Genomic DNA, 12,860 nt, shown 5'->3' on the forward strand with positions numbered 1-12,860 from the left:
CCACTGCGCCTCGGGGTGGCATGCGCGTCGCAGATCGCTCCACGGTCAATCGCGGAAAGCGACCGGATTAGCACAATTCACTCATGCCGACAGTGGACTAGTGGGTGCCAGTGGGCGTTTGGCGGTCCGCCGAGTTCGAGCAGTGTGGTCGCCATCAGGCCGCGGAGTAGCTGGCCCGCGACCTTCTCATGCTGATCGACGACTGCGGCGCCGGTGGCCAGGTTCGCCCGGTAGGTCGTGCGGTCTTTCTCATCCAGGTACGGCTGCGCGGTCAGGGCCGCGAGCACCGTGACGCTGGTGCCGCTGCCCCGCAGGACCGCCACCGCGTGGGTGCGCAGGCAGGTCTCGTCGGCTCCGCCGTACCAGCCGCACTTGATCGCGACGTTTCCCGGCAGTACGTCGCGCAGGCCGAACGCCTGATCGTCCGGGACCTCACGCATCCAGGAGAGCAGTTGTGCCGCCACCGGCTCCCCCATCGCCCCGGCCCGCGCCAGCGCGGCGTAGGCGGTCACCACCTCGTCGGCGGCCACCTCCACCGAACCGAACCACGCGGGATCACTCGGCGATGGCGTCCACGCGACTCCCGTCCTGGCCCTGACGGACTCAAGGATCGGCAACGGCCCCATCCCGAGCCACAACCGCAACGTGTCCGCGTTGGACGACACCCGTACGGCGGGCTCGGCGTACTCCCGCCAGGCGTCGGCGTGCCGCGCGGTCGCCCAGGCGTACAGCGGCTTGAGCAGCGACGCGCACCGCAACCTGGCACTGCCGTACCGCACACTCACCGCTCGCGGCGGCGCCCCGCCGTGCCCCAGCGCAAGCCCTGCCGCCTGCGCGCTGGCACCGTTCTTCAGGCCGGCGAACAACTCATCGAAACTCACGCGAACACCCCCACAGGCTTACGCCGAGGACACGCCCCAACGGTCCGGGCACGAGACGACCACCGTAAACCGCGCATACGCGCTGACCTCGAAACGCGCCCTGCGGTGGACCGGTGTCCCCGCCTGACTCACAGTCCGAGCCGCATCACCAGCACGGCGAAGGCGGCCGTCGGCACCGCCAGCAGGCCGCACCAGCCGAGCCGCCGCCACCGGGCCGGTACGTCCGGGGCGGCGAGGAAGGCTCCGGCCACCCCGGCGAGCACGAACGCGACCGCCGTACGGCCGAGCACCACCACCTGGGACGATGACGGCGGCAGCGTCTCGGCCAGCACGCGCACCGCCATCAGGACCACGGCCGCGCGGACGGCCACCCGTCGGGCGGGGTGGACGCCGATCCGCCGCAGCAGCGGCACCATGGCGGTCAGCACGCCGACCGTGATCGCCAGGTAGGCGGCCAGCGTGGGATACAGGCAGCCCCACTCCCCGCAGCCGACCGTTCCCCGGGTGGCGCCGATGGCCGACCACCAGAGCAGGCCGGCCGCGCCGTACACGGCTCCGGCTCGCGCCAAACGCACCCGTATGTCCCCCATGCTCACCATGATGGCCGGTTTCACGGGGTCAGGCGCGCCGCCTCCCGCTCGGCGGCGGCGGCCTCGGCCGTCCTGCCCAGCTCGCGTAGCGCCGTCGCCCGGTTGAGGTGCAGGTCGGGATGTGGTTCCAGGTCGATCGCCCGGTCGAGGTCGGCCAGCGCGCCGGTCAGGTCGCCTGCGGCGTACCGCATCACGCCCCGGTTCGCCCATGCGGCGGCCAGGCCCGGGGCGGCCGCGATGGCGGCGCCGAAGGCCGACTCGGCCTCGGCGAAGCGTCCGGCGGCCGTCTCCAGCTGGCCGAGGACCGACAGCAGGTGCGGGTTGCCCGGCGCCAGCGCCAGCCCCGCCTCGACGTCGGCCGCCGCTTCGGCGTCCCGCTCCAGGCCCGCCAGCAGCCCGGCCCTGTTGATGTAGGCGTCCAGGTAGGCCGGGTCCAGCTCGATCACGTGCCCCAGGTCGGCCAGCGCGGCGTCCAGGTCGCCGAGCGTGGTGCGCAGCTCCGCGCGGTTGTAGTAGGCCTCGGGCAGCGGTGGCCCGGCCGTGATCGCGCTCTCGTAGTCGGCCAGCGCCTCGTCATGGCGGCGCAGGGCGAGCAGCAGGTTCCCGCGCTCCAGGTAGTTGTCGGGGAAGGCGGGGTCGACGGCGATCGCCGCGGTGTAGTCGGCGAGTGCCTCCTCGGCCCGGCCGGTCGCGGCCAGCAGTCGCGCCCGGTTGGCCAGCAGCACCATCCGGTGCTGGGGGTGGCGGCCGGACAGCTCCTTGTCGGCCAGTTCGAGTGCCGACTCGACGAGGGCGAGCGCGGCCTGGGAGCGACCTTGCCGCCATTCGACCAGGGCCAGCGCGTTGCGGTCGAAGCCCAGTTTGAAGGCGCGCTCGACGGGGTCCGGGAGCAGCCTCGAGATGGCGACCGCCTGGTTGAGCCAGGCTCTGGCCCGGCCCAGGTCGCGCCGGGCGGGGTCGGGGTCGCGCGCGTCGAGCATCGCGATGCCGTACGCGCAGGCCGCGTGCACCGCGGGGTCCTGGCTGTGCCCGCGCACCCGCTCCCACAGCGCTCGCGCCTCCGCGCGGCGGCCGAGGCCGCCCAGGGCGGTCGCGGCGCGCTGGGCGAAGCGCCACCACAGCTCGCCACCGGGCTCGGTCAGCGTCAGCCCGCGCTCGCCCAGCTCGACCACGGCGTACAGGAACCCCTCGCGCACGCACCGGTCGACCTGCTCCCAGAGCCGCGCCGCGGTCCTGGTGTCGGGAGGCGGGGCGGGACCCGCCGAGTAGACCACGAGACGCAGCACGCCGGGCGGGATCCTGCGGGCCAGCACCTCCAGCAGCTCGGTGTCGGTGGGATCGGCCTCGGCCGCGTTGCACACGACGACCACGCTCCCCGGCGGTACGGCTGCCGCGACGAACTCGGCCAGCCCGTTGGCCAGCCGCAGGGTACGGCGCGGCGCGGGCACCAGGATGCGCTCGTCGTCGGGCAGCGCGGAGTCGACGGCCACCCGCCTGGCCGGGACAAGACCGGCCAAGCCGGGCGCGGCGGCCCTGATCTCGATGTCATGGGCCGCCACGAGGTCATGGGAACGTTCCAGAGCTCGTGGAACCAGATGGTGCAGCAGCGCGGCGGCGACGGTGTAGGGCCCGTTCGGGTGCCGGTGCCCGTCGATGACGGGCAGCAGCGGCGGGCTCGAGTCCCATCGAGCAGGGGGTGCACCCTGGATCCGGAGGTGGGACGTCACCCCTTGTGGATGACGCTGGCGGTTCCGGTGAGCTTGGCGGGACCCGGCTTACGGACGAGGATCCTCTTCATCTGGCACCCCTTATTACATAGGAGTCCAGCCTTGACCTCGGAGGCGCCGAACGCAAGAAATATGCCGGGCAGGTCTGGATTATCGGATGACGCCTATATCGGCTGCGCCGAGCGAGCCGATGTCGCGCGCCGTATCCGCCCGCATGGTGCAGAGGCAGCGCCCGCTCAGCGGCATGGTCAGGCAGCCTTCCGCGCCCGGCGTGGCCCTGGCCCTGACGATCTCGGTGGCGTGCTCGATCAGGCGCTCGATGCCGGGCTCGGTCGTTCCCTTCCGCGCCAGCGAGCTCCAGAGTTCGCCGTCGACGGCGCGCAAGCGGCACTCGGAGAACCTGGGCGTGACGGGGTAGTCGTCGGCGGGCGGGACGGCCGGTGTGGACTGCTCGCCCCTGAGCGTGGCCAGCACCTGGGCGGCGCGTTTGGCCGCGTGGCGCAGGTCGTCGTCGGCCTCGGGCCGCTGCGGCACCCGCGCGGGCGGGTCGCCCACGACCACGGGCGCGCCTCGAGACGGCACCGCCAGCAGCATCGCCGCCCCCATGAGCGCGCCGCCCACCACGATGCTCAGGCCGATCCGCTCGCCGAAGCCCAGCGCGATGACGGCGACCCAGAGCGGCTGCGAGGACAGCAGTACGGCGCTGGGCACCGCGGCGATGTGCCGCTGGGCGAACGACCGGGCCAGGAAGCCCAGCGCGCACGAGACGAGCGACAGGTGCGCCAGGATGAGCCAGTCGCCTCGCGTCGCGGGCAGCACCAGCCCGTCCGGTGCGGCGACCAGCCCGGTGAGCAACCCGATCGTGACGAGCTGGATGACGGTGATCGCGTAGGCGTCGTAGTTGGAGCGGGAGAAGCGGGCCAGCACGAGCGTGTGGCAGGAGTAGAGAGCGGCGGCGCTCAGCGTGAGCCCGAGACCTCCGAGGGAGAACTCGCCGCCCTCGGTGCTGCTCAACAGGGTGAAGACGGTCATCCCGGCGAGCGCGAGGGCCACTCCCGTCCACACCCGCGCCCGCACCCGTGTCCGGAACAGGACCAGCGCCAGCACCGGGGTGATGAGGACGTTGCAGCCGACCGCGAAACCGGACACGGCCGAGGAGAGGCCGCCCAGGGCGAACGCCTGCATCGACTGCCCCACCCCGAACAGCACACCCAGCAGGAGCCCCCGGAGCCAGGTGCCGCGCCCGAGCCCTCGCAGGCATCGGGGCCGTAGGAGGATCAGCGCCACCGCGGCGATGGTGTACCGCTCAGTGAGCAGATCATCCACCGGCACGCGGAGCATCAGGTCTTTCATCAGCGGGAAGGCCGACCCCCAAGCGGCGCTGACGAACAACAGAAGCACGGCTCCCAAGAGGGGTCGGGGAGCAGAGACCACTGCCATGCCACACAGCGTCTCACTGGGATTCACGCCCGTCGCGGCGCGCGCGGGAGCCCGGTGAGGCTCCTGTTACACCCAGGGGGAAGGGCATCACTCGCGGATTCGGACTTCCCCCACCGGCGCACTCTGAATTCAGCACATAACGCGCATAGGTAACGGACAGCCGTTTCCGGCTCAGAGGGCGTGGAAGGGCGGCTACTGGGTGAGGGCGTGAGCGAGTTGCTTCTCGCCGTACACGACGGTCAGCTCACCGACCTGTTGCCGGGAGATCTCGCGCCAGCCCTGCTTCTCGTAGAGCGAGAGGGCGGCACCCTGGTTGAGCGTGGTGTCCCCGCGCAGGCGGCTGAAGCCGAGCTCGATGGCCTTGGCCTCGAGGGCGGCCAGCATGAGCGCGCCGAAGCCGCGGCGCTGGAACTCCGGGTGCACCCGCAGGCGGCAGGTCTCCACCGTCTGCTCGTCGAGGGGGCGCAGTGCGCCCATGGCGACGAGCCTGCTGTCGATCTCCCCGATGAGGAACTCCCCGCCGCACGAGAGGTAGACCTCGTGGATGCGCGGGAAGTCGTCGTCGTAGTAGACGCCGTCACCGGGGACGATGCCCACCTGGGCCAGGCAGATCTGGTGGAGAGCGTAGACCTCGTCCAGATCAGACCAGCGATAGCGCCGGATCCGCAGCTTCATGCACCGCCTTTCCCCTCTGGCACGCTGACCGGCAGGAGCTGGTTCCTGAGCGCCTGTACGTTCGGTCCCGTGGTGTAACCGGCTTTGACGAGATCCCGCTCCAGCTGGTAGGCCGGGCGCATGACGAATTCGGTGCGATAGCCGACGGCGAGCATGTCCAGCGCCTTGGCCGCGAGTTTCGCCGCCTCCTCGCCGTCGCCCTCCAGCAGCTTGCACTGCGCCCGGTCGAGCCGGATGAGCGTCTGGTCGAGGATGTGGTCGGAGTACTTCTCCAGCGCCTGCTCCAGCACCATGTCGGCCTCGAGCGTCTGCCCGAGCTTGGTGAGCACGTCGCCCTGGTAGAAGTAGAGCTGCTTCTCGGTGTAGCCGAAGGCCATGTCCTCCTGCTCGTCGGCCTTCATGTGCAGGAAGGCCGATCGCGCCTTGGCCAGCGCCCGCTTGGCCTGGTCGATCACTTCCTTCTTGCCGTTCGTGCCGGCCAGCAGCGCCAGCGCGCGGGCCTCGACGACCGGCGCCATCGCCTGCGCGGCGCACGGCGTCTGGCCCGCCAGGTCACGGCTCTTCTTGGCCAGGTTGAGCGCCTCGCGCGCGTCGCCGTAGTACAGCGGGACCAGCGACTCGCGGGCGGTGATCCAGGCGCGCAGCGCGCGGTCGCCGGTCTCGTCGGCGGCCGTGCGGCCGGTGCGGAAGAAGGCCCTGGCGAGCCGGTGGTCGCCCAGGTTGATCATGATCATGCCGCACAGCCCGGAGAGCTGCGCGGCCATGCGGCACAGCCGCTCCTGCAGGTCGGTGGGCTGGCGCCGGCTCATCGCGGTGCGCACCGCGCTCAGCTCCAGCAGCACGTCGCACAGCAGCCGCAGCGGCGCGGTCGTGGTGTACTGCCGGCCGAAGCTGAGCGTGGCCTCCTCCCACTGGTCGAGCATCGCGGGCGAGACGGTCGCCGACATGAGCGTGTCGTCCATCCGCCGCCGGATGCCCTCGACCGCGGCGAGCACCGCGCTGTCCAGCTCGGGCTGCTTGCCCGCCAGCAGCCCCAGCAGGGTGCGGCGCATGACGTTCTCGTCCTCTTCGTCGCCGCGGGCGGCCTGATCTTCGGACCCCTGCCGTGAGACGAACAGCTCGCGGGTGTCCGCCGGGAAGTCGGCGTCGGAGGGGTCGTGCTCGCCTTTGGCCGCGTTGGGCGTCCGGTGGCCGCGCCCGCAGATGCACGGGCCGTCGAAGCCGAGCGCGGGCGGCTCGACCCGGTAGACCGAGCAGAGGTAGTGGAGATACTCGGGCCCGGGGCGCTTCAGGCCGCTCTCGTACGCCGACAGCAGCGTCTCGCCGATGCCGGGCACCGACTTCTCGTCCCGCTCGAACAGCGCCCGGATCTGCTCGATGACGTCGGCGAGGGCGATGCCGTGGGCCAGCCGATGGGATTTGATCTTGGTCGTGCCGAACTGGGTCGTGCACGCCTCGTGGATCTCCTCAGCGATGAGCGCACACGTGCGGCCCGCGGCCAGGCCCCTGGCTCTGACCTGCCGCGCGATCTCCGTCTCCCTGTGCTGCCTGCCGGACATCCCGGCCCCTCTCTCGTGAGCCGCCGACCAAGGCCGACCCACACGTCCCGACCGGTTCAACGTCGCTGACGCAGTGTAGCCACAACATCGCACTGCGCCTACACAGAACTATGAACCACGATTGGCAGGTTGAAAACGTGCAGTTGAAGCTTACGGTTAAGGATCGTCCTCCAGCGGACTGTTTCTTACAACCCACGAGGGGTTTGGCCACTCCCGCCCCGCAAGGGCCGCGTTGACCTCCTGCTCAGGCGTGAGTCATCTTTGGCGCATCGGCAACGACCTGAGGGAGGGCGCCGAGATGGCGGACGACAGCTTCGGGCATCTGGAGCGTCTGGTGTCCGAGCTTGATGCTCGCGGCCTGCTGGCACGCGTGGTACGAACCCAGTCGGGCAGGGTGTTCGTTCGGGTCATCAACCCCAACGCCACCAGCCTGGCGGAGAACGTCACCTGCCGGGTCGCCGCGCAGGATGTCCCCGACCCGTGGTTCTGCTGGTCGTGGGGCGAGCGGATGCACGCGGCCGACGATCCGGCGGGCGCCGCGACGAAGGTCGCCCGAGTACTTGCCGCGGTGGGAGAGTGACGAGGCGGTGATCCGGGGTGAAGCGCAGTCACCGCGGCTCACCGCCGTCACCGCGGCCCCACGGAGCCGGTGGGGTGACCGGTGCGGAGGATTCCGGTCAGAAGGGAATCCTGGCCACCCCGCCGGCTCCGTCTCCCAAGAGCCTGTACGGCTACCGCCGTACACGTAGAGCCGTCCTCCGGGTCCGCCCGGAGGACGTTCGGGGGATCCCTCCCCGGAAACGGCGCGGGACATGCTTCCGGGTGCATGTCCCGTCCGAGTCGTCCGTCACCGGAGCGTCAGGGCCGCCCCCCGCGGCCCCGGTCCTGGCAACCCCGTCTTCCCCGGCGTGATGTGACGGCGACCGGTTCGATCGGCAGTATGTATGGGTGCATACACGCCCGCGCACCTGCCGATCGAACCGCTTCCGGAGGGGATTCACCTCGTGTCCTTGCTAGCGACCCCGACCCCCTCGCCGTCGCTGTCCCCGACCCCCTCTCCCAGCCCCTCGGGACTGATCCCCGATCCCATGGAAGTGGTCAGCGACATCTCCAAGCTCTGCAACGACGACGCGCTGCTCTGCTCCACCTTCGCCAACCTGTTCCCCAATGCGGTCTGGGCGCCGCTGGTGGCCAGCGCGATCACCATCGCGCTCATCCTGGTCATCGCCCTCATCGTGCGGAACATCGCGCAGCGCCTGATCACCCGCGTGGTGAACCGGGCGGCCGTCGGCACCTCCTTCACCGGGCGGCTGCGCCGCGGCGCCCCCGCCACCGACGGCATCAACGCCCTGCTCACCGAGCGCCGCAAGCAGCGCGCCGAGACCATGGGCTCGGTCCTGCGGCACATCGTCTCGATCGTCATCATGGGCACCGCGATCCTGACCGTCCTCGACCGGCTGACCATCCCCATCGCGCCGCTGCTGACCAGCGTCGGCATCCTGGGCGTGGCGATCGGCTTCGGCGCGCAGGAGCTCGTCAAGGACTTCATCGCGGGCATGTTCATGCTGCTGGAGGACCAGTACGGCGTGGGCGACGTCATCGACGCGGGCGCCGCGATCGGCACCGTCGAGGCGGTCACCCTGCGCATCACCCGCCTGCGCGACGCCGACGGACGCGTCTGGTACGTCCGCAACGGCACCATCACCCGGGTCGGCAACGAGTCCCAGGGCTGGTCGCGCGCCTATCTCGACGTGCCCGTGGCCTACGACGCGGACGTGCCCGCCGTGCGCGAACTGCTCAAGCGGGTCACCGACGAGCTGTGGAATGATCCTGAGTACAAGGAGAGCATGATCGTCGAAGAGCCGGTCGTGTACGGCATCGAGCAGATCTCCGACACCTCGGTCATCTTCCGCGTCTCCGCCAGGACCCTGCCGTCCAGGCAGGCCGAGGTCGCCCGTGAGCTGCGATTCCGCGTCAAGTCCGCCCTGGACTCCGCCGGAGTCCCGCTCGTCGCCTGAGCAGTGTCCAAGTTGACCTAGGCTGGGATGCGTGACTGAGTCCTCTTTCTACGATGCCGTCGGAGGCGAAGACACCTTCCGCCGTCTGGTGCACCGTTTCTACGAAGGTGTCGCGGAGGACGCACTCTTGCGCCCGCTCTATCCCGAGGAAGACCTCACCGGAGCCGAGGACCGGATGCGCGGCTTCCTCATCCAGTACTGGGGCGGGCCCACCACCTACAGCCAGGAGCGTGGCCATCCCCGGCTGCGCATGCGCCACGCGCCCTTCGTGATCGGCCAGGCGGAGCATGACGCCTGGCTGAAGCACATGCACGACGCGGTCCTGTCCCTGGAGCTCCCGCAGGAGCAGGAGACCAGGCTCTGGGACTACCTCGTCTATGCCGCGCGCAGCATGATCAACAGCCAGGCATAAAGCCCTTCCAAGTAGGGCAAAGCCTGCCACATGGATATCCCCTGGTGGCGGGACGCCGTCGTATACGAGATCTATGTCCGCAGTTTCGCCGACGCCTCCGGAGACGGCGTCGGCGATCTGGCCGGGATCAGGCAGCGCCTGCCGTACCTGGCCGAGCTCGGGGTGGACGCGATCTGGCTGACCCCCTTCTACACCTCCCCCATGGCCGACGGCGGCTACGACGTGGCCGACTACCGTGACGTGGATCCGCTGTTCGGCACCCTCGCCGACTTCGACGCGCTGGTCGCGGAGGCGCACGCGCACGGGCTGCGGGTGATCGTCGACGTCGTGCCCAACCACAGCTCCGACGCGCACGCCTGGTTCCAGCAGGCGCTGCGCGGCGAGCGGCGTGACCGCTACATCTTCCGCGACGGCGACGCTCCCCCGAACAACTGGCAGTCCACCTTCGGCGGGCCCGCCTGGACGCGACTGCCCGACGGGCAGTGGTACCTCCACCTGTTCGCCCCCGGCCAGCCCGACTTCGACTGGCGCAACCGGGAGGTGCACCAGGAGTTCCTGGACGTGCTGCGGTTCTGGCTGGACAAGGGCGTCGACGGGTTCCGCATCGACGTCGCGATGGGCCTGTACAAGGCGGAGGGACTGCCCGACGTGCCCGACCAGTCGTTCAAGGCCGAGTCTCCGATCTGGGGCCGGCCCGAGGTCCACGAGGTCTACCGCGAGTGGCGCAAGCTGCTCGACTCCTACGACGGCGAGCGGATGGCCGTCGGCGAGGTGTGGACCGACAGCGCCGAGGACCTCGCCCTCTATGTACGGCCCGACGAGCTGCAGCAGAGCTTCAACTTCGCGTGGCTGCAGGCACCCTGGTCGCCCACGGCGTTCAAACAGGTCATCGACGACACGCTCGGCGCGGTCCCATCCGCCACCTGGGTCCTGTCCAACCACGACGTGGTACGGCACCGCACCCGCTACGAGACCGCCGACCCCGGCACCGGACTTTCCAGGGCGAAGGCCGCATTACTCATGATGCTGGCGCTGCCCGGGTCGGCATATCTCTACCAGGGGGAGGAACTTGGCCTCCCTGAGGTTAAGGAACTTCCACCGGAGGCGCGGCAGGATCCCGTGTTCTTCCAGTCCGGCGGGGAACTGCCCGGGAGGGACGGGTGCCGGGTGCCGCTGCCTTGGTCGGGGGACGCGCCGCCGTACGGGTTCTCCCCTCCGGGGGTGGATCCGTGGCTGCCGCAACCCGCGCTTTTCCGCTCGATGAGTGTGGAAGCGCAGGCCGGGGACGCCGACTCCACGCTCGAGTTCTACCGGAGAGCGCTCACGCGACGCCGCGAGCTGCGGGGAGCGATTCCTTACAACTTGGAGTGGCTGGATTCTCCCGGGGGAGCGCTTTTCTTCACCCGCGGCGAGCTGACATGCGCGATCAACTGCGGCTCCGGCCCGGTGCCACTCCCTCCGCACCACCGAGTGATCCTCTCCAGCGGTCCCCTCACCGGCAACCTCCTCCCACCCGACACCGCGGCCTGGCTCCACACGGAGTAGGGGCCTTGACTCCACGAGGCGGGCATCGAGAACCGGCCGATCGTGATGCCCGCCTTCCCACCGGCGTCAGCCCGTTCCTCAAGGGCGCTTCTCCTCTCGGGCCGAGACTTCGCCGCGCGCAGGGATGACGGGAAGCGAAGCGATCGTGCAGGCCAGCCCCACCGCGAAGCCCGCCCAGAACCCCACCTGAGTGATCACCACCCCCGCGACCGGCACGGCGACCAGCGCCACCGTGTTCTGAATACTGTTGTGCGTCCCCAGCACCCGCCCCGCCCACCCGGGCCCGGCCAGCTCCCCCGCGGACAAGTAGGCCAGCCCGTTCCCCGCCACCGTGATCACCGAGGCCACCGCGATCAGCACCGGCCCGAACCACGCACCGGCCAACTGCCCCGCCACCAGCGACACCAGCACCGCGACCGTCATCACGGTGATGAGCCGCAACGGCCGCATCCGCAGCCCGGTACGGTCCGACCACCGTCCCACCGCGATCCTGACCACCGCCCCCGCGATCGCCGCCGCCCCGAAGAGCTGCCCCGCCGCCACCGCGTCCCAGCCGTACACCCTGACCAGACAGGTCACCCCATACGTCCCCACCACCACCTGCGGCACCGCCTGCAGAGCACTGGTCCCATGCACCCGCCACAGCGCCCGCTGCCGGTACGGCGAGCCACCCGCGACCGTCCCCGCCGGCTCCAGCGAGTGCGGCGGATCGGCGAGGAAAAGCACCGCCAGCACCGCCGCGACCAGCGCCACCCCCGCGCAGACGAACAACACCCCTGGAATGCCGTACGCCCCGGCGACCGGCGGCAGCAGAAACGCCGCGACGGCCATGCCCAGCGTGTAGGAGACCTGCCGCAGGCCCATCGCGACACCGCGCTCGTGCGGCGCGAACCACCGCAGCACAATGCGCCCGCCCCCCACGACCGCCGCCGCCCCGGCCGCCCCCGCGAGCGCGAGCAACACGATCACCGCCCACGTCCAGGGCACCAACGCAGCCGCCGCGAGCAGCACCGCCGCGAGGCTGACCCCGACCCCGAGCACCAAGCGCTCACCCCGCCGGTCGGCCAACGCTCCCCAGGCAACGAGCGCGAACAGGATCCCGATCGCCGGGGCGTTCCCGATGAGCCCGGCGACGGGCAGAGGGACGGCGAAATGGCGTTCGATATCCGGCATGACCACCGGTAATCCCGCCAAACCCAGGGTGACGCTCGTATGGGCGTTAACCCCGAGCCCCAGCATCAACCACCGCTTACGCCCCGGATTCCGACCCATCGCCCAGATTCTCCCACCCCTCGCTACTCCGTCCCGCCCTGAGAGCCCTGCGCGGACGGCTCTAGCCAGGTGCACATCACCGCTCCTACGCTCCGGGCATGGCGGATCTCGGACTGTTCGAGGCATGGCGAATGTGGCTGGACAACGTTCAGGTGAACCAGCACACCCTGGCCGGATGGTCCATCCTCGGGCTGGGACGAGCAGGTAAGGCGCTCTCCTTCGTCGCGGGCCTGACCGTGATCCTCGACATCGCAGGCCCCGCCCGGCTGTCGTCCCTTGCCACCTGGTTACGCCGCCGGCGAGACAGCGGCGACTTCCCGCTCTACGTGCTGATCTTCGGAGGCTGGTGGTTCGTGCTGGCCGGGATACTCCCCGACTGGGACCTCGGCATCGCCGGCACCATCTTCGCGAACATGATCATCGGCCTGCTGGGGACGATCGTGGGAGCGTACGTCGCGGTCTTCGTGTGGCTCGGCCTGCGTTGCCTGCTCAGCTGGCTCGTTCTCGGAGTAGCCGCCTGGCTAGCGCACCCACAGGTGACCCAACTTCGCCTCCTGGCAATCTTCGCACTCCTGCTCGGCTTCCACTTCGACCTGCTCGCCTCCTAGCCCCCGAACGGGCCGAGCCGCATAGCGGCGGCGCTTGTCCTGCTGAGGGGGGCTGAGGGTGGGTGCTGAGGGTGGGTGCTGGGGCTAGGTGCGCCCCATGCCTTCTCCTCGCGAGAGATTTCAGGCGCACCAA

General features: G+C 70.4%; 12 protein-coding genes. 5 read left to right on the forward strand and 7 right to left on the reverse strand.

The genetic code is table 11. The features are described 5' to 3' along the window. Positions 1-77: 77 nt before the first annotated feature. The 6 genes from ABZ911_RS29235 to ABZ911_RS29260 all read right to left on the reverse strand — a co-directional run bounded on the left by ABZ911_RS29235 (position 78) and on the right by ABZ911_RS29260 (position 6,872). Complete coding sequence (locus ABZ911_RS29235; RefSeq protein ID WP_358062784.1) at positions 78-881, reverse strand: hypothetical protein; 804 nt, start codon at positions 879-881, stop codon at positions 78-80. Between the two features lie 128 nt (positions 882-1,009). After that, positions 1,010-1,471, reverse strand: a complete 462-nt coding sequence (locus tag ABZ911_RS29240; RefSeq protein WP_358062787.1) for a hypothetical protein — start codon at positions 1,469-1,471, stop codon at positions 1,010-1,012. A 20-nt stretch (positions 1,472-1,491) separates the two neighbouring features. Next, the gene (locus ABZ911_RS29245; RefSeq protein WP_358062790.1) at positions 1,492-3,198 is read right to left on the reverse strand and encodes a tetratricopeptide repeat protein; all 1,707 of its coding nucleotides are present in this window, start codon (positions 3,196-3,198) and stop codon (positions 1,492-1,494) included. Positions 3,199-3,348: 150 nt separating this feature from the next. Beyond that, complete coding sequence (locus tag ABZ911_RS29250) at positions 3,349-4,599, reverse strand: DMT family transporter (protein WP_358062793.1); 1,251 nt, start codon at positions 4,597-4,599, stop codon at positions 3,349-3,351. Positions 4,600-4,830: 231 nt separating this feature from the next. Further along, positions 4,831-5,313 (reverse strand): GNAT family N-acetyltransferase, encoded by a 483-nt coding sequence (locus ABZ911_RS29255; protein ID WP_358062796.1) that lies wholly within the window; start codon positions 5,311-5,313, stop codon positions 4,831-4,833. Then, entirely contained in the window at positions 5,310-6,872 is a 1,563-nt protein-coding gene (locus ABZ911_RS29260) for an XRE family transcriptional regulator (protein WP_358062799.1), read from the reverse strand. Before ABZ911_RS29260 ends, ABZ911_RS29255 begins: the two co-directional genes overlap by 4 nt. Positions 6,873-7,122: 250 nt before the next feature. Between ABZ911_RS29260 and ABZ911_RS29265 the strand changes: the two genes are divergently transcribed. The 4 genes from ABZ911_RS29265 to ABZ911_RS29280 all read left to right on the forward strand — a co-directional run bounded on the left by ABZ911_RS29265 (position 7,123) and on the right by ABZ911_RS29280 (position 10,847). Then, on the forward strand, positions 7,123-7,452 hold the full coding sequence (locus tag ABZ911_RS29265) for a hypothetical protein (RefSeq protein ID WP_358062802.1): 330 nt from the start codon (positions 7,123-7,125) through the stop codon (positions 7,450-7,452). A gap of 424 nt (positions 7,453-7,876) precedes the next feature. Further along, positions 7,877-8,890: a mechanosensitive ion channel family protein gene (locus ABZ911_RS29270; RefSeq protein WP_358062805.1), complete on the forward strand. Its 1,014-nt coding sequence runs from the start codon at positions 7,877-7,879 to the stop codon at positions 8,888-8,890. 31 nt (positions 8,891-8,921) lie between these two features. Next, entirely contained in the window at positions 8,922-9,302 is a 381-nt protein-coding gene (locus tag ABZ911_RS29275) for a globin (RefSeq protein ID WP_358062807.1), read from the forward strand. Positions 9,303-9,332: 30 nt separating this feature from the next. Next, the gene (locus tag ABZ911_RS29280) at positions 9,333-10,847 is read left to right on the forward strand and encodes a glycoside hydrolase family 13 protein (protein ID WP_358062810.1); all 1,515 of its coding nucleotides are present in this window, start codon (positions 9,333-9,335) and stop codon (positions 10,845-10,847) included. A gap of 78 nt (positions 10,848-10,925) precedes the next feature. On the opposite strand, the gene ABZ911_RS29285 is transcribed toward ABZ911_RS29280, so the two are convergent. Next, positions 10,926-12,245, reverse strand: a complete 1,320-nt coding sequence (locus ABZ911_RS29285) for an MFS transporter (protein ID WP_358062813.1) — start codon at positions 12,243-12,245, stop codon at positions 10,926-10,928. Between ABZ911_RS29285 and ABZ911_RS29290 the strand changes: the two genes are divergently transcribed. Next, positions 12,218-12,727 carry a hypothetical protein gene (locus tag ABZ911_RS29290; protein ID WP_358062816.1) on the forward strand — a complete coding sequence of 170 codons (510 nt, stop codon included), beginning with the start codon at positions 12,218-12,220 and terminating at the stop codon, positions 12,725-12,727. The two genes, ABZ911_RS29285 and ABZ911_RS29290, sit on opposite strands and share 28 nt — an antisense overlap. The last annotated feature ends 133 nt before the right edge of the window (positions 12,728-12,860 follow it).

It is taken from the genome of Nonomuraea sp. NPDC046570 (assembly GCF_040645915.1).
Classification (GTDB): Bacteria; Actinomycetota; Actinomycetes; order Streptosporangiales; family Streptosporangiaceae; genus Nonomuraea.